This is a genomic window from Parabacteroides sp. (assembly GCF_977054455.1).
Genome location: NZ_CDRTCT010000013.1, coordinates 65,729 through 85,671, shown reverse-complemented (window position 1 = coordinate 85,671; position 19,943 = coordinate 65,729). Strand labels below are relative to the sequence as shown.

Genomic DNA, 19,943 nt, shown 5'->3' with positions numbered 1-19,943 from the left:
AAAGATAGTAAATTCAATTATTTATGTATATTTGTACCCATAATATCAATCCAAAATAGTAGTAACTATGAAAAAGAAAGTCATACACTTTGTTCACCGTGCACTTGTAAAGATTTTATTCTTCGGTGCAAGTTATCAACTCCACGCACAAGTTTCCAATCCGTCTTCATGGGAAAGTTTTGTAAACAGCGATGACAATATACTTGTCTCCGACACGTTCAGGTTGCAGACGTTCGGCAAATCTATATGGGACAACTGGATTTTCTCCTTAAACGGGAACTCATCTGTCGTCCAAGATAAATTCACGATGAAAATTCCTGTCGGTTCAGGGACGACATTCCAACCTATCTCTTCTTCCATCTATGATGAGGTGAAAATAGCCATTCATGTCGCTGGATTAAACCTGGCTCCAAAGGAGAATTTACTGTTCGATACATACAGGAACGAACAGAATGAAACGGTGATTGGTCACACATCAACATCAGACAAAGATTTCTTCAAATACAATACCCTCATTATCGGGAAAGCACCAAGCAGTATTTCTTTGAGAACGCTCCAAGCATCAAGCAGTAAAGGTGGATATTACATGACTGACAGCGTTTACACATACGGTGACATCCCTTCATATTCTCTCTTCTCCGGTATCGGAAACTGGAACGACACGACCCTTTGGTCTCATCTTCCCCCACTCCGCCACAGAAACGCACTCATAAAAGGGGATGTAAATATAACGACAGATACTTATTGCAAAGATATCGCCATCTGTTCCGGATCACTGCAAATCAATCCGGGCAATCGGTTTATCTTACAGAATCTGGACGTATACGAAAACGAGGCCTTTCTCTATTCAGAAGGGACGATACTTCTTTCCGACCGTATCACCCTCCATAAAACTTTTGAAGAAGCCGGTAAATGGTATTTTATATCTTTTCCTTTCGACGTCTACCCATCCGGTATCGATCCCCGTTTTGAACAAAAGGATGCAACGCCCAACGACGGGGGCAACTATTTTTATGTCCAGTCTTACAATGGTGATAAACGATCCTCGACCAACCAATCAGCCGGAAACTGGGAAGTCGTACCCATCCGTCCCGAAAACGTCCCCCTGTTTGAAAAGAACAAAGGTTATCTGATCGCATTAGATGAGAAAGCGACAGACCGAACATTGTCTTTTTCATCCCATCTCGGCGACATTCCCGAAGATTTCGCCCATACAGGAGTTAGTGCAATCCCTTTAGGCTCCGACATAACTTCAGACAATCAAGAAAACTATGGCTGGTATTTGTGCGGCAATCCATTCCCTGCCCCACTCGTATTATCACAAATAGAAAAAAATAGCGCTTTGGACGGGAACATCTATATATATGACGGGAGCGGTTATAAAACCTATTCCCTCAACAGCAACTATGCCCTCCCCCCTTTCGCCGCCTTCTTCATAAAAGCCTCTTCACCGACTGAATTGAAAGTATCATCCAACAACACATCCACAAAAGCAATGGAGATAATCCAAACAAACTTTCCCTTAAACGAAAGCATTGCCGAACCTCATCCCGCCAAGCAAAACACAGCTATCGGGAATCCGTATGCAAAGGATTTTCATTTCTTCATAAAAGACAAACAGCTATATCTGAGAAATATTCCGGAAACAGGATATATCAGGCTATTGAATATGATGGGACAATGTTTGCTTCAAAAGGAAATACGACAAGGTTCGCAGGTGATTCGGATTACCGACAGACCCGGAATGTATATTCTACAAATACACTCCGCAAAATACCAAAAACACCAGAAAGTAATCCTTTTATAAACGATAGAATGAGAAGGTGCGTCAAAATCCCTTTCTCCCTGCGTCAAGCACGGGAAGAGGACGGTTTGGCACACCTTCTCAAAAAATAACTAACAGACAGAATCAGATCAGTTGTCCCACTTCCTTCAACCGTTTCCGCAACTGCTGAATATCGACATTGTGGACATCGGGAGACTTGGACTTACAAATCTGGCCGGCTGCGACACCCACCGCTTCGCCGGTAACCAAAGAAGGCGGCATCACACGCAGGCTGCCATGAGCGTAGGAATCCGTCGAGATACAACGTCCGGCTACCATTACATTCTTCAAACCCACAGGAGTCAGGCAACAGAAAGGGATTCCATGAGATTCTCCTTTCTTATAACGAGGATATACAGTCGCATCCTGTTTATGAACATCAATATAATAACAGTTACGTCCGATACCGTCCTCAAATTCCTTACGAGCCAGCCAATCTTCCAACGTGAATGTATAATCGCATTTTATCCGGCGACTTTCCCGGATTCCCATCAAATTAGCCGTACCTGCCAGAAAAGAAGCGCCAAAAGACTTTGGCTCAAATTCGACCAATCCTTCATGCAACTGTCGAACCAACTTACGTCCCTTCATCATTGCTTCAGTCAAAGAAGCAGGATCCGTACTATCAACAGTCACATGCCCTGCATTAAATCCTAAGAAACCCGGCCCGATCAATTTGTCATTCATATGCTTATCCTTCACCAACGGATATTTGGGGTTACCATAAATAGAATGAATCGGACCATTCTTCCGGCTGGTATGAACATTTCCTATTAAAGAAAACTCATAAGGATCGACATTCGACAAGGTAAAACATAGAGTACCTTCCTGTACGGAACCACTTTCATCTCCCATCACAAAATCAGCGCCGGCCCAAGCCGAGAGATCACCATCGCCCGTGCAGTCGATAAAAACTTTAGCTTTGTAAGTAGACAATCCGGCTTTATTGGCAACGACTATCGCATCGACAACTCCTTTACGTTTCATTTCGACTGCAGCCATTGTTGTGAAAAAGAGAACCGAAACCCCTTCGGAGGTCACCAAATCGTCATACACGACTTTCAGATATTCACCATTTATCGGTACCCAATTATCATAATGAATATGGGGAACACCTTTCTTGGATTCGGAAAACACCCGTTCCGCAATCCCTTTATAAATGATTTTCTCGCCATCCGTAAAAGGACACCACGCATTCAGCAAGCCAGAAGTTCCCATTCCGCCTAAGGCACCGGTCCCTTCTATCAACAAAGTTTTGGCCCCTTCGCGTGCCGCGGCCGTAGCCGCAGCACATCCCGAAGGTCCCCCTCCCACAACTATTACGTCCCAATCATCGTACACCGGTATTTTCGATTTCCCCGGCGAACTGCCATTTTTGGGACTTTCTGTAGCGAAAGATCTCCCCATCGCTACAGATGCCAAGCCTAAAGAACTTATGTTTCTGATAAAATTTCTTCTCTTCATATAATACTACTTATTTACCATCCCGGAGTTTGCTCCAATAACTTATTTGCATCCAACTCTGTCACAGGTATAGGCAACAGATAATGTTTTTCCTCTACCACAGCACCAATAGTAGGATTCTGCGCCATCATCGCTTCCTTCAACTTATGCGTACGTACCAAATCAAAACGACGTTGTCCTTCAAAGGCAAATTCCTTACGCCGTTCCAAAAGAATTACATCCAAGAAATCTTCTTTACTCAATCCCGGCTTAATATCAATAGCAGAAGCCTCGTTCATATTCAGTCCGAAAGCCCTACGACGTATGATATTCAGGCATTCATACGCCTCTTTATCAGATGCATTAATCGCATTCAAAGCTTCCGCACGCATCAGGTAGACATCCGAATAACGTAATATCGGATAATTATTTTCTCCTCCTTGAGATCGTACGGCCAACGGCGAAGGATCTTGAAATTTATTTACATAACAAGGGAACTCATAGTTGGAAGACATATTCGGATACTCTTCCTTCGTATAAAGACGCACATTTACATCCCGACGTAAATCACCTTCCTCGTAACATTCATAATGATTACGCGTCACCGGATCATCTCCATATCCGACCCAACCATTTATATTGACAAAGGGAGGACGATAATATCCATTGTAATTACTGCCTGACACACCGGGAGTATTCCGTTTATATTGGATTTCAAAAATGGATTCCTGTCCGTTTTCTTTTTCCACATCAAAGTTATCCGCATAGTTATCCCATAGTTTATAACCCATCTGCATCACTTCCGATGTCTCCTTCACTACATTCTGGTAATCTTCACGAGTCAAATAAACCTTTGCCAGCATGGCTGATGCGGAACCTTTCGTTGCCCGTCCTAAATATCCCTTCGGAAGCTGGCCGATAGCAGGAAGAACAGATTTCGCTTCTTGCAAGTCTGAAATAATCTGTGCATAACATTCGTCAACCGTATTCCGGGGAACTTCCAAGCCATCCAGCGAAGTGGTTTGCTTCAAGACCAAAGGGACTCCTCCGTATACGCGGACCAAATTAAAATAGGCCAATGCCCGTAAGAATTTAGCCTCCCCAATCAGTCTCTTTCTGGCATCATCCTTTATCTGGTCGCTCCCCATATTCGAAATATTTTCTATCGCAAAATTAGAGCGGTTAACAGCTATGTAATGTTTAATCCAAACAGAATAAACTAAATTCGTATTTCCATCATATTCAAATTTATCCAAAGCATTCTTGTCCAAATTGGTCGTTGTGCGACCACCGCTCCACTCGCAATCATCGGTTCCCTGGCTTTGCAATACTTCCCAAAACTGATTATAGATATCATTATCAGTAAAAACCGAATACGTTCCATAGACCGCTGCAGTTGCATCTTCTTCGGATTTAAAGAAGTTTTCAGGACTCAAATTGGACTCCGGTATCAGATCCATGTCCGTACATGAGCTCATCATGACCGAACTCAATATTATAAATGCTATTTTTTTCATAAACTACTTAGACTCTTTTAGAATTTAACATTCAAACCAAACAATACTGACTTTGCAAACGGATAAGAGAATGCATCATATCCGGCTCCCAGGTTATCCTGGCCATACTTGCTGACTTCCGGGTTGTCACCGGAATAGCTTGTTATCGTAAAGAAATTCTGCAAAGACGCATACACCCGTAATCCCGAAACATATTTTGTAAAGCTCAAGAATTCAGCAGGCACATTATAACCTAACGTGATATTCTGGAAGCGCAGGTAGGAGCCGTTTTCCACATATTGGTTGGAAACACGCATCACAGCCTTTGAACGGAGCGGGCGTGGCAACGGAGCGTTTTGATTATCAGGCGTCCAATAATTCATTGTTGAAGCAAACATATTCGTTGATCCCTGCATATTCTCCATAGTAACTCTCGTTCCGTTATAAACATCATTTCCGATCGTGAAGATCGTATTTACATTCAAATCAAAATTCTTATAAGAGAATGTATTATTGAATCCCCCGAAGAGCTTTGGCTGTGCACAACCGATGATCGTACGATCAAGGTCATTAATCATTCCATCAGGCACACCATCCGGCCCACTAATATCTTTATAGCGGATATCACCCGGTTTAGCTGTCGGCTGGGCGGAAGAAGCTATATCATCCGTCGTGCTGAAAAGTCCGTCATACACATATCCGTAAAACGTTCCTAAAGGCTGTCCGACCTGTATGATACGCCCCAAATGTATTCCGGTTTCATCCTGCCCCGGCTGGCTCGGATAAATAAATGAAACATCACCCAAATCCAATACTTTATTTTTATTATAAGTAAGGTTTAAGCTTGTATTCCAAGTAAACTCTCCTTCTACCGGTGTAGCATTGATTGCCAGTTCAAAACCTTTATTTTCGACTTCTCCAATATTTTTCAGACCGGTAGAGAAACCGGAAGAGCCAGGCACTTTCACTTTCAACAGCAGGTCACGGGTTTTCTTGTAATACCCATCGATCACTACAGTCAGACGATTATTAAAAAAGCCGAAATCGATACCGGCATCAAACTGAGAAGTCGTTTCCCATTTAAGATTCGTATTGGCAACTTGTGACGGATAATAACCTGTCACCTTATTATCGCCTGCCACATAACCGTTCGACCCCAACAAGGCATACGCTGGATAAGTACCAATTCCATCCTGGTTACCTGTAACACCAAAACTTACACGGGGTTTCAAGTTACTAAAGATATTCAAGTCCTTAATAAATGGCTCCTCCGAAGCTCTCCATGCCAAAGCGGCAGATGGAAAATATCCCCAACGATTGTCCGAACCGAAACGAGAAGAACCGTCAGCACGGATAGATGCAGTCAATAAATATTTATTATTCACAGTGTAGTTAACACGGGCCAGATAAGAGTTTAAAGCCCATTTTGTCACTTCGGATTTAGGCGCTGTATAAGTTGTCCCTGCCCCTAAATTATTCATTTGCAAATTATCATTCAAAAATCCATATGAACCGGCATTAAAATTGTCATAAGTCGATTGCTGTTGCGTATATCCAATCATTCCTGTAAAAGAATGAACATCCCACGTATTCGTATATGTCAAAATATTCTCATTTATCCAAGTATAAGTATTATTAGAATATTTCGCGGCTTCTCCTCCCTTTTGACTGCCAGAGTAAACTGAACGCGGATTATAATTTTTAGCCGTAGAATAATTAATATCTACACCTACCGAAGATTTAAACTTCAGACCTTTTATTATATTCCATTCTACAAAAGCAGTGTTTAATGTGCGAAAACTATTGTTCCAAGCAACCTTTTCGTTTATAATTCCAACCGGGTTATCGAATGTAATGACACCATTATTATCACTAAACGTATAACTTCCGTCCTCTTGCTTTACCGACAAATTTGGAGGAGTAGTCAAACGGGACTGCAAAACAGAATTTCCGACACGATTATTGTCGACTTTCGTCATCGTCAAGCTCAACCCTAAATTTATCGTTGAAGAAATTTTATGGTCGATATTGGCACGGAAAGCATATTTCTTCATCTCGGATGCTTTGATTACCCCTTCCTGATTGAAATAATTGAAAGAAGTTAAAAAGGTCGTCTTGTCATTACCGCCGGAAACCGTTAACTGGTAGTTTTGTGTCAGCGCATTCTTATTGGAAGTCAAATCCTGCCAATCCGTTGTTTCCGGAATCAAACTTTCGTCATATATTGCCGTACCACCTGAGTTCACCAATGCCTCATTTGCCAGTTTCTCAAATGAACGGGCATCCAACAAGTCATATTTCTTGTAAATATTCTGAATGCCCCAGTAAGCATCAAATGCAACAGCTGTTTTTCCACCTTTACCTTTTTTGGTTGTTACGATAATAACACCGTTAGCACCACGGGAACCGTAAATAGCGGTCGAAGAAGCATCCTTCAAAACTTCTATCGATTCGATATCCGATGTCGGGATCGAGTTCAGCGGGCTTAATGCCGTCTGGCTTGCATCCGCACTCGGATAAACCGGCATACCATCGATGATATATAGCGGCTCGTTACCGCCGGAAATTGAGTTACCGCCACGGATACGGACGGTGGAACTTGCACCCGGCATACCTGAATTCTGCACCATATACAAACCGGAAGTTCGTCCTTGCAACATCTGGTCTACGGATTTCACACTGATACCCTGTACCTTGTCTACCTGGATGGAACCGACAGCACCGGTCAAGTCGCTTTTCTTTACCGAACCGTAACCGATCACAACCACTTCTTCCAGATTCTGGGTATCTTCGGATAAGATGATCTTCAGGACGGACTGGTTACCGACAGGCACTTCCTTCGTCAGGTAGCCGATGTAAGACACGACCAATGTGGCGGAAGGTTTGTCCAACGCCAGCATAAACTTGCCATCGACATCCGTTACCGTTCCGACAGATTTCGAACCTTTTTCGATCACGTTGGCGCCAATAATAGGTTCACCATTGATATCCGTAATCACGCCACTGACTGTTTTGCCCTGCTGTGCAGACAAAGGGATAGTAGTGGTCGTTCCACCTGCGGACAGTAGTATATACGAACCATCGACAGAGTATCTCACATCCGTTCCGGCGAACAGATTTGCCAAGACTTCCTCCAGAGAGGCTTTTTTCAGGTTAACAGACACTTTTCTGTCCACATTCACAAACTTGTTGTAAATAAACAGATAATCAGTTTGTTTCTCAATATCGTTCAATACATTCTCAAGTTCGGTGTTACTTCTTTTGATCGTAACATTTACATTCTGAGAATTGGAGTTTTCTGCGTGCATGCAGAAAATGAACACGAATAATAACAAGGTGGTTATTCTCATGACTCTAAAAAATTGTTTACATCGAGGTCTTTTTACAGAATAAGACATCGACAAAGATTTTTTATTCATATCTTTGGAAATCAAGTTTATTAATACAGTTAAATAATTGTGTTAAGTCAATGCCGGTAAGTGTGGGGACATTTATCGGCATTTTTCATTGAAGGTTAACCTTTCTCGTATATCATAGGCATTCTATTTTAAGATTAAACATTACTTTATGTAAACCACCGATTCATCCTTGTTCCGTTCAAACGTATATTTGGCATCTTTTTGCAGAATACGCAATGCCTTGTCTATACCGTCCGATATCCGGAATTTACCACTACAGATATAATCGGCTAATTGAGGGTTCTCTATAATAATATGTATACCGTAGCATTTCTCAAAACGGGACATCAGCTCCTTAAAGTTCATATTCTTAAAGCAAATCAATCCTTCTTTCCAGCGAAAAGGATCAAAGTCCGCAATCGGTTCCGACTGTAAATGGCCGTTGACCAAAGAAACCTGATGATTAGGCGTCAGGACCAGGCTTTCCGACGGATTCTCCTTCTCCGACACCCGTACCGAACCTTCCATCAACGACGTGCAGAAATCCTCAGAGTCGCTATACGCTTCCACGTTGAATTTCGTTCCCAGCACCTCGACATTACATTTGTTCGTCCGGACGACAAAAGGCTTGTCATCCTTGTGAGTCACTTCGAAATAGGCCTCACCATCCAAGGTTATCTCCCGCTTATTACCAGTAAAGGCGGCAGGGTAACGCATTTCGGAACGGGCATTCAGCCAGACGTTCGTGCCGTCCGGCAAAGTCAGGTTTGCACGCTGGCCGGCAGGAACCGTAATCGTATTCATTGCCTCGCCTATCTTCTTGATTTCCGACTTATAGAAATACGTTCCACAGGCGATGGCAATGGCAAACACGGCGGCAATCTTTATGGCTTCGAACAAGACAGTCCGATAGAAAGGACGGGATTTCTTTTCCGTCACGGCCGCCTTCGTGCTGCCCGACAGGATCATCGCATCGAAAAACTCGCGTTCCCTGAAAAGCTCTTGCTCGTTTTCAGGAGAAGATTCCAACCAGGTACGAACAGTTTCCCTCTCTTCACGGGAAGCTTTTCCGTCAAAGAATTTATATAGTATTTCTTTTTCCATTTTTCCGTTTCTATTAATAAAGCAAACAAGCGGGAAATATCCCTAACGGAAAAGGCGACTTTTTTCAAAATACCGGCAAGTATTCGGGATTTCCCCGGCAGGCAGTTGGAATTTTCCCGGCGGATAGCTGCCTGCCCACAACCGTCAGCAGGCTTGTTGACAATTGTCGACAGGCTTGCCGACAGTTGTGAGCAGGCTTGCCGACAATTGTCGGCAGGCAACTTTCAGCAGAAGAATTTGGGGAAGAATGCCAGTAAAGGGAAATAATCCTTTAAGGCTATGCGCAAGACTTTCAAGGCTTTGGTGATGTGGAACTCCACTGTTTTCGTCGAGATGCCCAAGGCTGCGGCGATTTCCTTATGGCTTTGGTTGTTGTAGCGGCTGCGGACAAAGATGTCACGCGTCTGTTCGGGCAATGTTTCCAACGTTTTGTCGACAAGCGCCTGCAGCTCGTCGGAGAACAGTTTTTCGGGATTACAGGCTTCAAGGGTAGCGATACGCAGGTTCAGTTCCCAAGTGTCGCAATCTTTCAAATATTCGACTATTTCCTCCCGCGTACGCAAACGTTGCAGGTAATTCAGGCATTTGTGCTTGATGACAGTCAGGACATAGGCCGGGACATTCGAGCCGGGCGCAAGTTTTCCTCTGTTTTCCCAATAATACATCAGGCTTTCGATCGCGATATCTTCCGCAATCATTGTGTCGCCTACATACGTATTGGCAAAATGGACAAAACGACTTTTATAGTCAGCAAACAACTGATTAAAAGAATATATCTCGGATCCGCCTTTCATACATGTACTGTCAAATCGCCGATAAAGATATAACTTTTCATCTGTTCCACGAGATTTATTCAGTTAAAAACGCTTTTCCCACCATTACCTCCACCTGAACATCAACGATGGCGAGATTGTGCATTTTGATTTATTCAGGTTATCAATCCGGACATTTCTCTGTATTTCTCTGTATTTCTCCGTTAAATAGAAAGAATAATAAACATACATCATATTTTTTCTCTAAGTTTGCATTTAAATACTAAAAATGCAATGAAGAAAGTAAATATAACAACCGCAGTTCTATTGATTTACCTGATCGTTATGAGTATAATCGGCTGGCCGGGCAGACAAGCCGATCCCGATTATGTGCAGTATTTCGGGGTGATCGCGGCGACCGTTCTTGTTATCGGCCTGCTGCGTTTCCTGCAGATCAAACGGCTGAAGATTCGGGACAAGATGAAAGACAAGGACCTTGTGATCGGACTGTTCCTGTTGGGGATGGCCAGTGCGTGCAGCCCTGCACCCCAGGCAAAAGACCATGTCGAAGAAGACTATTGCCAGTATGTGAATCCCTTTATCGGAAATGCGGACAACGGGCATACGTTCCCCGGAGCTTGCGCCCCGTTCGGCCTGATACAGGCAAGCCCCGAATCGGGAGTCGGCTCCTGGAGGTATTGTTCGGGATATAATTATGAAGACAACTTTATCGAAGGGTTCGCCCAGACGCATTTGAATGGAACGGGTTGCCCGGACTTGGGCGATATCCTGCTGTTTCCGTTCAGCGGCGACATAAAAGACAACACGTATAAAAGCGAATACGACAAATCCACTCAGAAGGCATCACCGGGCTATTATGCCGTCACCTTGTCCGACTACGGCGTGGATGCGGAAATAACGGCTACGGCCCATACGGCTCTCCACCGTTATAAATTCAACAGCGAAGGACCGGCACGCCTGTTGGTCGACCTGCAACGCGGTATGGTCGGCAGCAAGGAAGCACTGAAGACGCATGTCTTAGAAGCCGAGCTTGAAATGCCGGACAACCAGACGATCATCGGACATAACCAGACACGCGCCTGGGTGACGCGCCACTATTTCTATGTCATCAAATTCGACCATCCTTACACGGTCAAGGAAGAACTACCGGCGGAGAAAGGAGAAAAGGCAAAACGCCTGGTACTCGAATTCGACACGAAACCGGGTGAAACCGTACAGGTGAAAGTCGCCATATCGGGCGTCAGCGGCGACGGCGCTCTCGCTTCCCTTCAAAAAGAAAACCCCGCATGGGATTTCGAGGCGGTCCGACAGGCTACACGCGACCAATGGCAAGCACTCCTTTCCCGTGCCCAGGTCACAGGCACGACGGATGAAAAGACAAGTTTCTACACCTCCATGTATCACTTGATGATGCAGCCGAACAATATCGCCGACACCGACGGACGCTATCGCGGCATCGACGACAACATCTATACTTCTCCGACAGGCCAGTATTATTCGACTTTCTCGCTTTGGGATACGTACCGTGCCGCACATCCGCTGTACACCATCCTGAATCCGGACAAGGTAGACGCCATGATCCAGACCATGCTCGACCACCAGAAACTCCAGGGCTTCCTGCCGATCTGGGCGTTGTGGGGAAAAGAAAACTTCTGTATGATCGGCAACCATGCCATCCCGGTAGTCGTGGAGGCTTACCTGAAAGGCTTCAAAGGATTCGATGCGGAAGAGGCTTATCAGGCAGTCAAGGCGAGTGCCGCCACCAGCCACTTCAATTCCGATTGGGAGACATTCGAGAAATATGGTTACTTCCCGTTCGACATCATTGATACCGAATCGGTTTCCAAAACGCTGGAGTGCGCTTACGACGACTACTGTGTTGCCCAGATGGCAAAAGCATTAGGCAAGACGGAAGATTACGAACATTTCTCCAAGCGTGCTGCATTCTATAAGAACCTCTTCGACCCGGAACTTAAATTGATGAGAGGAAAAGACTCCAAAGGCAACTGGCGCACACCGTTCAATTCCTTCCTGCTCTCGCATGCCAGCTCTTCGGGTGGCGACTTCACGGAAGGCAATTCCTGGCAATACACCTGGCACGTACAGCACGATGTACAGGGCTTGATCGACTTGATGGGCGGTGACGAGGCGTTCGTGACTAAACTGGACTCGCTGTTCTTCCTCGAAAGCACGGCCGAAAACACGGGTTTCGTCTCCGATGTAACCGGACTGATCGGACAATATGCACACGGCAACGAACCCAGCCATCATGTGGCCTATCTCTACAACTATGCCGGCCATCCGGAAAAAACGCAACAGGTGATCCGCGAAATCTTCGACCGCTTCTATCTGGCCAAACCGGACGGCCTCTGCGGTAACGACGACTGCGGTCAGATGTCCGCCTGGTATATCTTCTCGGCTATGGGCTTCTACCCGGTCAACCCGATCAGCGGGGAATATGTGTTAGGCGCTCCGCAAATAGAAAAGGTTTCCTTGTCCCTTCCCGAAGGCAAGACCTTCACTGTCGAAGCCAGAGGTTTGTCCAAAGCCAACCAATACGTCAAATCGGTGGAACTGAATGGAAAACCTGTTACCGGACTTACAATCAGCCACAAGGATATCATGAATGGCGGAACCTTAGTGTTCACAATGACCGGCCGGCCGGAAGGCCTTACCGGGGGACAACGGTTGTCACCTCTTTAAAAGCATACCTTCTCCGTTCGCCGCTACGGAGTTGCAGGATCAGATGGCCGGTCGGTTCGATTGCATGGATACAAGCTTCGAAAGGGCCGTTTTCATCGATATAGGAATAATAACCGTCACCATGATATAAGGCCGCCATATAGGCTGCGCGGATTTCTGCCTCTTTCTCCTGCAATAATAGGGAATAGTAGTGAAAGAAGATACGCAGGAAGCGGGCCAGTACTTCTTCCCGGTCATACGTCTTACCTGTAATCTGAGTCAAGGATACGGGGTTGGGCGCATTGCTGCGGAATACCTCCTGATTGATATTAAGCCCGATACCGATTACGGAACAATAGAGATGCTGCCCGGACAGATCGTTCTCGATCAGCATTCCGCATATCTTACGGTCTTTCCAGTAAATATCGTTCGGCCATTTCACCGTGACGGAATCCGTAAACCCCTCCAGCGTCTCCTTCACACTCAGGGAAGCGATCTGGGAAATCAGGAACTGGCGGTTCGCGGGAAGAAAATCAGGATACAAAAGAATGCTGAACATCAAGTTCTTTCCGGCTTCCGACTCCCATGAGTTTCCGACCTGCCCCTTTCCGGCTGTTTGAAAATCGGCTATAACGAGGCTGCCTTCCGGCAACCTGGCTTTTGCACATTGTTGCCGCAGGTAGTTATTGGTCGAATCCGTCTCGGCAAGCCGGATGATCTTAGGTGTTTCGTTTTCGTTATTCATTTTCGTAGGCTTCTCTTATTTTTTTCGGTAACTTGGCGATCACCTCGCGATAAGAATGATGGATCCAGTGCTTGATCTCGCCGTCCGGCATATCCCGGCCGAGGTAGATGGTGTTCCAGTATTTCTTGTTAAAATGATAGGCGCCTTCTACTGCCGTATATCGTTCGCGCAAGTCTTCGACATAATCGGTGTTGCATTTCAACGACACGCACGGTTCCACTGCGTCCAAAGGCAGGAGCAAGAACATCTTCCCTTCCACCTTGAACACCAGCGAAACATCATCGAAAGGGAAACATTCCGTCACATTCTTCAGCGACAAGCAATATTCCCTGGCTTCTTCTATATTCATACTACTCTATATTGGTTTATTAGCGGCAAGGAGCATAGAAAGCATCTTCTATATGATCTATTTCAAACTCCTCTCCTTTTTTGATTACGGTTATGATGTCGAAACGGACCGGAAGTTCGAGATTGAAAAAGCGGACATACGCATCGGCTGCCGCCGCGATACGGCGGATTTTGGGAGCATCGACCGCTTCTTCCGGCGCCAAAAGGTAATCTTCCGAACGCGTTTTCACCTCTACTACTACCAGCCAGGCATCCTTAACTGCAACGATATCCAGCTCATAATGATGCCAGTGCCAGTTCGTATGGGTAATCCTGTAGCCCTGCTTTTCCAGAAAAGCACGTGCAACCGATTCACCGTCTTTTCCTGTTTCGTTCCGTTTAGCCATTCCATGTAATTTGCACAAATATAACGTTTTTCTTTTTTATTTGCGCTTTCACCCTTACATTTGCAAAACTATGACACTGAAACGTAAATATTCATCTCCACAGCCGAATCACCCGCGCGTGCACAAGGTCACTTTCATGCTCAACGACGATGAGCAGAAGGCTGTGGAACGTTATCTTGCCAGGTATAAAATCATCAACAAATCCCGCTGGTACCGCGAGACCATCCTGTCCCACATACTCAAAACCCTGGAAGAGGACTATCCCACCCTTTTCAACGAAAACGAAATGAGAAGATGATCGACCCGTTCAACGACGAATATTTCATGAAGCAGGCGCTGATAGAAGCCCGTGCAGCCGCCGATGAGGGAGAAGTTCCTGTCGGAGCCGTTATCGTATGCAACAACCGGATCATAGCCCGCGCCCACAACCAGACGGAACGTCTGAACGACCCGACCGCCCATGCCGAGATGCTCGCAATAACGGCGGCTGTCGGTGTTTTGGGAGCCAAGTATCTGACCGGATGCAGCCTTTACGTGACGGTGGAACCATGCGTGATGTGTGCCGGAGCGATCGGATGGTCGCAACTGAGCAAGATCGTCTACGGGGCGACAGACGAAAAAAGAGGCTTCCAGCAATACGCACCGAAAGCCTTACATCCCAAAGCGACAGTCAAAAAAGGAGTTCTCGAAAACGAGTGCGCCGAAGAAATGCGCAACTTCTTTCAGCGCAAGCGCTGAACAGCTTATTTTACTTCCTCATAATCCACATACTCCCCTTCATCTTTTGCAAAGATCTTTTTACGGGAGGCCTGCGAAGCATATTCGTCACGTGCAGAACTGTTGCTGTGCGCGTCGGAAGAGTAACCGCTTGTCTGACGGCGTTGTTCACCCTTCTTTCCGCTACTTCCGCTTCCGAACAGGATATTTTTAAAGGTACGCAAGATAGAGAATCCCATTAGAAAAACTAACAGGATAAAGAAGAAGAACATAACAAACAAAAACTTAAACATATTCCGTCACTTAGTTGGTTTATTACACAAACACAAAGATACGAACTCTTGTTTATCTTCTTTTGTTAAAAAAAGACAAGGTTATATAGAGAATGATTGTTCCGGCAATGCCCAGAACACCAAAGAGAGCCACAAAGGCCACCGCCCCGGCTACTAAAATATAGCGAAACTCATTGCCTTTCCATGCCAACGACTTTACTTTCAATGAGAACATCGGGACTTCAGACACCAGCAAAAACGAGAACAGAACCGCCACAACTATCGTTCCGGCAATAAACCCGATGCTGTCCACCGGTACGGCTGAATCGAACGCATACCCGATAGACGCCCAGAAAAGAGCATGAGCCGGGACAGGCATACCGATAAAAGAAGTCGTCTGCCTTTCATCGATATTGAATTTGGCAAGGCGCAATCCGGAAAAGACCGGTATCACCAGAGCCATATACGGGACATAACCGGCCGCCTCTCCCAAAACAGGAGTCGTCATGCACGCCTGCTCCAACAACCAATAGACAATCATTCCGGGAGCAACCCCGAAACTTACCATATCGGAAAGGGAATCCAGCTCCTTTCCCATCGGAGAGTAAGCGTGCAGGGAGCGTGCGGCGAAACCGTCGCCGAAATCGAAAACGGCCGCAATGACAATCCACAGGGTCGCCATCGGCAAGTTTCCCCTTAACGCCATAATACAAGCGATACAACCCGATATCAGGCTGCAGCAGGTAACAAAATTAGGTATACTATTCTTGATGCTCATTTATTTCTCTTATTTTCCCAAACGGGCTATCGGAGTCTGGTTACCGGTAACCTTCTGATCCATCTCGACCAGGACTTCCGTCCCGACAGGCAGGTAAACGTCTACACGCGAACCGAACTTGATGAAGCCCATCTGCTCGTCCACGTGGCACTTTTCACCGACTTTGGCATAGGTCACGATACGTCGTGCCAACGCACCTGCAATCTGGCGTGCCAATACATCTACCCCGTTACGGGTTGTAATGACAACAGCCGAACGCTCGTTCTCCGTGCTACTCTTCGGCAAGTAAGCAGCGCGGAAACGTCCGTTCTGGTGTGACACCTGCTTGACAGTCCCGTTCACCGGGAACCAGTTGGCATGCACATTGAAAACGGACATGAATATGGATATCTGCAAGCATTCCCTATGCAGGATTTCATTCTCCATCACTTCCTCGATCGCCACGATCGTACCGTCGGCCGGGGCGATCACCAACCCTTCCGAATCGAACGGAAAACGACGGAACGGGCTACGGAAAAAGTTAAGTACCAATAAGAACAGGACTGTGGTGACGAAAGTCGTGGTATAGAATACCCAACTTCTACCGACAGTATGATACAGCGCAACATCCACGACAAAGAATATCGTGAAAAGCGTTAATAATAGACCTGTTCCTTCTTTATGTACTTTCATTCTTTAATCTAATCGAGTATTTATCGTAAGAATTTGCAAAAATATTCATTTTTACCGAATAACAAAAATATATCACCCTTTCACCGCTTCTATTTTGTTTAATTCAACATACCAAAGGAAACCTTCAACCTCGTCATACCCCATTTGCCGGATCAGTTTCAGGTAATTCCTTACCTGGCTGTGATAGCGTTGGTCGGCATGTTCTCCAAACTTATAGTCGACCACGACCACACGGTTCCCGGTGATCATCACGCGGTCCGGACGCTTGGACAGCCCTTTGCCGAACAGGATATCGACCTCGTTCAACACACGTGCCGTACCGTCATACCAAGAGGCGGCTTCCGGCAGGTTCAACAACTCTTCGAGACGTACGACGAGCGCCGCCGCTTCCTCTCTGTCGATCACCCCTTCCTGGCGGTATCGTTCGACCGACTGCGGAATATCCTTCCGGGTACGGATACGGCTCAACACCTCGTGCATCAAAGCCCCGTGTTTTCGGCGGGCATTATCGAAGAAATAGCCTTTTCCATGCAGGCGTAATTGCAAACGGTCGTCCGGCGAGATGGAGCTAAGGCGCGTCATCCCGATCTCCTGCATATCCCCGTTCTCTTCCTTTGCGGCAGGATGCCACCAGTCGCCCAGCTCGAAAACGCCTGTTCCGATATCGAAAGCGGCAGGCAGCGAGATCAGTTTCTCTCCCTCCCGCGTATCGGGCAGATCCGTACGCAGGCCGGTCCACAAGGCGTCGGTCAGAGTCGAGATCTTTTCCACTTCACCGGTTTCTTCCTTCATCTTCTTCGGACGCGGAGAGAAAACGATCAACTCCTCTTTCGAACGGGTAAAAGCGACATATAACGTATTCAGGTTGTCAATAAAGGCATGCAAGCGTTCCTTAAAATAATCGCCTGCAAAAATCGTCTTTCCCAACGACTGGCTGTAGCGTACGGGAACCAGATGCAGGCGGTCGAACGGCTTCTCTTCCGGATGACACCAGAGGATGACCGGTTTTGTCGGCTTATGGTCGATCTCCCAATCCCCGAAAGGAATGATTACGACCTTAAAGCCCAGCCCCTTCGACTTATGGACCGTGAGGATACGGATCGCGTTCTGTCCGTCCGGCGTGGCAATCGTTTTCCGGCAACCCGTTTCGTCCCACCATTTCAGGAAACGGTTCAGGTCCGCGCTCTCCTTCCGGGCATATTCGGACACCATATCCAGGAAAGCCTGGACAAAAACCTGCTCGTTTTCGGGAAAGTCGCCGGCAAAAAGGCGGAACAGGCCTTCCGTTATTTCATAGAGGGACTGACGGGAGAGAATTTGCAGGACAGAGACGACTTCCGGCGGAAAAGCCGGGGCTTCGACGCCAAATATCCCTTTCAACACCAGATAGGAGTATAAAGCGATCTGCTCGTTCGTCCGGTCTTCGGGGTTCTTCAGGTAACGCAACAGGGAAACCATGAAACGGACAGCCGTCGAACCGCTGACAAACAACGCCTCATCCGAAATAATATCGTAGTTGTAGCGTTCGGAAGGATGCTCTTCCTTATAGGCCAGCAATGCATCCGCCACCTGTGCCCCTTCCTGGTTGGTGCGGACAAGGATCGCAATGTCCTTTAACGCATATCCGTTATCCTGCAACTTCTCCAACACGCCGGGCAGACGTCCGAGGGCCTCTTCTTTCCAATCTTTCTCATCATCGCCGGAAAGGAATTCAATCCGTACATGCCCGTCTTTCTGCATGAAAGGAGGAGGAACCTGTTGGAAACTTTTACCATAGGCGGACATGATCTTGGTGAAAAAAGCCGCACGCTGTTCCTCGCTCAGGGAAGAGACGGACAGCGCTTCATTATAGACAGCCTGCAGGACACCCGGAAGTGTCGTAAAAAGGGCATTGTTGAACTCCACGATATTCCGGCAACTACGCCAGTTATCCTTCAGCGTCTCTTCATGGATTTCTTCGGGGGAAAAGTCGGATTGCACCTGTTCGTCCAGCAACTTCCAGTCCGAGTTACGGAAACGGTAGATGCTCTGCTTCACATCCCCCACGATCAGGTTGTCCCGGCTATGCGCCAGGCTCTCTTCGATCAGGGGACGGAAGTTGTCCCACTGCATCCCGCTGGTGTCCTGAAACTCGTCTATCATATAGTGGTCGACATGCGTACCGGTCTTTTCGTAAATGAAAGGGGCGTCGCTGCCTCCGATCACCTTACTGAGCAATTCGGTCGTGTCGGCAATCAACATCACATTCTTTTCTTCCCGGTAGGCGGCTATCTGGCGGGACACATCGGTCAGGATCCCCAACGTATAATAATAACGGACAATTTCACGGGCGGTATTATAGGCGGTCAGATTATTGAACAGGGAAACGATCCCTTTGATGCAATCGTTCAATCCATCCTCAAAAGCACATCCGATGATCTGCCGGGTACCGAGCGAAACCGTTTTCGTGAAACAGCCGTCCGGGTTATCCGCCAGACCGATAAAAGTAGCCGACGGCTCTTTCATCTCTCCTTGCACCAGACGGTCGAGAAGCGTCAGGGGCGAACGGCTGCCGCCTTTGAAGTCGGTGACTTTGAGTCCGTATTTATTCAGGATCGCCAAGCCGCGTTCTCCCAGTTCCTTAGCGGCGGCCTCCACCGAACGGATGATACCGTACAGCTCGTTTTTGTAGTCATCCAGCGCTTTCTTGTCCTCTATATCCCGGCCGACCGCTTCACTGAAAGCCTTATAGCTCTCCTTGAAGACCTCCCGGCTCAGGGCCATAATATCTTTACGGAGGTTCCATTCCCCTCCGTTCTCTATCTTATCTTCCGCAAACCGGAGCAGCCAGCCTAACAAGTCCTTGCTTTCGGGCTTTTCGAGATCCGACAACAGGTGATCGATTGCCGTCGTGAGCACCAGTTCCTGGTCCATCTCGATCCCGTAGCCGCCCTGCAAACCGATCTCGCGCGTAAAGGCACGCATGGTCTGCTGGAAAAAGCGGTCGATCGTACTGATGTTGAAAGCGGAATAATCATGCAGGATATCGATCAATATCTTGGCCGCCTGTTTCCGCACCTGGACCTCCGTCAACGAATAGGCGGACTTCAGCAATTCCACATAATCCGACTTCCTTCCGGAAGCCAAATTGTACAGTTCGTCGACAATACGGGTCTTCATCTCGTCCGTCGCCTTGTTCGTAAAGGTCACGGCAAGGATACGGCGAAAAGCGCCCGGCCCCGTAAACAGCAAGGTCAGATATTCACCGGTCAGCTTGTGCGTTTTCCCCGCTCCGGCGGAGGCTCTGTAGACTGTCAGCATACGA

General features: G+C 46.8%; 16 protein-coding genes. 4 read left to right on the top strand and 12 right to left on the bottom strand.

All coding sequences use genetic code 11. The annotated features are described in order from the left end of the window. Nucleotides 1-67: 67 nt before the first annotated feature. Nucleotides 68-1,807, top strand: a complete 1,740-nt coding sequence (locus ACW6QF_RS08265) for a T9SS type A sorting domain-containing protein (RefSeq protein WP_298552160.1) — start codon at nucleotides 68-70, stop codon at nucleotides 1,805-1,807. 102 nt (nucleotides 1,808-1,909) lie between these two features. On the opposite strand, the gene ACW6QF_RS08260 is transcribed toward ACW6QF_RS08265, so the two are convergent. From ACW6QF_RS08260 to ACW6QF_RS08240, 5 genes are all read right to left on the bottom strand, one after another. Beyond that, entirely contained in the window at nucleotides 1,910-3,289 is a 1,380-nt protein-coding gene (locus tag ACW6QF_RS08260) for an FAD-dependent oxidoreductase (protein WP_298552159.1), read from the bottom strand. A gap of 14 nt (nucleotides 3,290-3,303) precedes the next feature. After that, nucleotides 3,304-4,785 (bottom strand): RagB/SusD family nutrient uptake outer membrane protein, encoded by a 1,482-nt coding sequence (locus tag ACW6QF_RS08255; RefSeq protein WP_298552157.1) that lies wholly within the window; start codon nucleotides 4,783-4,785, stop codon nucleotides 3,304-3,306. A gap of 17 nt (nucleotides 4,786-4,802) precedes the next feature. After that, complete coding sequence (locus ACW6QF_RS08250; RefSeq protein WP_298552155.1) at nucleotides 4,803-8,114, bottom strand: TonB-dependent receptor; 3,312 nt, start codon at nucleotides 8,112-8,114, stop codon at nucleotides 4,803-4,805. Between the two features lie 210 nt (nucleotides 8,115-8,324). Next, complete coding sequence (locus ACW6QF_RS08245; protein ID WP_456087448.1) at nucleotides 8,325-9,266, bottom strand: FecR family protein; 942 nt, start codon at nucleotides 9,264-9,266, stop codon at nucleotides 8,325-8,327. Between the two features lie 224 nt (nucleotides 9,267-9,490). Further along, nucleotides 9,491-10,060 (bottom strand): RNA polymerase sigma-70 factor, encoded by a 570-nt coding sequence (locus ACW6QF_RS08240; protein WP_456087447.1) that lies wholly within the window; start codon nucleotides 10,058-10,060, stop codon nucleotides 9,491-9,493. A gap of 438 nt (nucleotides 10,061-10,498) precedes the next feature. On the opposite strand from ACW6QF_RS08240, the gene ACW6QF_RS08235 reads away from it, so the two are divergent. Continuing rightward, entirely contained in the window at nucleotides 10,499-12,742 is a 2,244-nt protein-coding gene (locus tag ACW6QF_RS08235; protein ID WP_456087468.1) for a GH92 family glycosyl hydrolase, read from the top strand. Here the strand turns inward: ACW6QF_RS08235 and ACW6QF_RS08230 are convergent. Genes ACW6QF_RS08230 through ACW6QF_RS08220 form a run of 3 tightly spaced genes read right to left on the bottom strand, consistent with a single transcriptional unit; the run spans nucleotide 12,711 to nucleotide 14,200 of the window. Further along, nucleotides 12,711-13,466 (bottom strand): biotin--[acetyl-CoA-carboxylase] ligase, encoded by a 756-nt coding sequence (locus ACW6QF_RS08230; RefSeq protein WP_456087446.1) that lies wholly within the window; start codon nucleotides 13,464-13,466, stop codon nucleotides 12,711-12,713. The genes ACW6QF_RS08235 and ACW6QF_RS08230 overlap by 32 nt on opposite strands. Continuing rightward, nucleotides 13,459-13,815, bottom strand: a complete 357-nt coding sequence (locus ACW6QF_RS08225; RefSeq protein WP_456087445.1) for an MmcQ/YjbR family DNA-binding protein — start codon at nucleotides 13,813-13,815, stop codon at nucleotides 13,459-13,461. The genes ACW6QF_RS08230 and ACW6QF_RS08225 overlap by 8 nt, the downstream gene beginning before the upstream one ends. Nucleotides 13,816-13,834: 19 nt before the next feature. After that, nucleotides 13,835-14,200: a YraN family protein gene (locus ACW6QF_RS08220; RefSeq protein WP_456087444.1), complete on the bottom strand. Its 366-nt coding sequence runs from the start codon at nucleotides 14,198-14,200 to the stop codon at nucleotides 13,835-13,837. A gap of 70 nt (nucleotides 14,201-14,270) precedes the next feature. On the opposite strand from ACW6QF_RS08220, the gene ACW6QF_RS08215 reads away from it, so the two are divergent. Both ACW6QF_RS08215 and ACW6QF_RS08210 read left to right on the top strand, forming a co-directional pair. Next, nucleotides 14,271-14,498 (top strand): hypothetical protein, encoded by a 228-nt coding sequence (locus tag ACW6QF_RS08215; protein ID WP_005644624.1) that lies wholly within the window; start codon nucleotides 14,271-14,273, stop codon nucleotides 14,496-14,498. Next, nucleotides 14,495-14,938: a nucleoside deaminase gene (locus tag ACW6QF_RS08210; RefSeq protein WP_298552143.1), complete on the top strand. Its 444-nt coding sequence runs from the start codon at nucleotides 14,495-14,497 to the stop codon at nucleotides 14,936-14,938. Before ACW6QF_RS08215 ends, ACW6QF_RS08210 begins: the two co-directional genes overlap by 4 nt. A 5-nt stretch (nucleotides 14,939-14,943) precedes the next feature. Here the strand turns inward: ACW6QF_RS08210 and ACW6QF_RS08205 are convergent, their stop codons facing one another. The 4 genes from ACW6QF_RS08205 to ACW6QF_RS08190 all read right to left on the bottom strand — a co-directional run bounded on the left by ACW6QF_RS08205 (nucleotide 14,944) and on the right by ACW6QF_RS08190 (nucleotide 19,939). Continuing rightward, entirely contained in the window at nucleotides 14,944-15,210 is a 267-nt protein-coding gene (locus tag ACW6QF_RS08205) for a DUF4834 family protein (RefSeq protein WP_456087443.1), read from the bottom strand. A 52-nt stretch (nucleotides 15,211-15,262) separates the two neighbouring features. Then, entirely contained in the window at nucleotides 15,263-15,967 is a 705-nt protein-coding gene (locus ACW6QF_RS08200; RefSeq protein WP_456087442.1) for a CDP-alcohol phosphatidyltransferase family protein, read from the bottom strand. A 9-nt stretch (nucleotides 15,968-15,976) separates the two neighbouring features. Continuing rightward, a complete protein-coding gene (locus tag ACW6QF_RS08195; RefSeq protein WP_456087441.1) occupies nucleotides 15,977-16,639 on the bottom strand; it encodes a phosphatidylserine decarboxylase family protein in 663 nt (220 codons plus the stop codon). Nucleotides 16,640-16,711: 72 nt separating this feature from the next. Continuing rightward, nucleotides 16,712-19,939 (bottom strand): UvrD-helicase domain-containing protein, encoded by a 3,228-nt coding sequence (locus ACW6QF_RS08190; RefSeq protein WP_456087440.1) that lies wholly within the window; start codon nucleotides 19,937-19,939, stop codon nucleotides 16,712-16,714. Nucleotides 19,940-19,943: the final 4 nt, after the last annotated feature.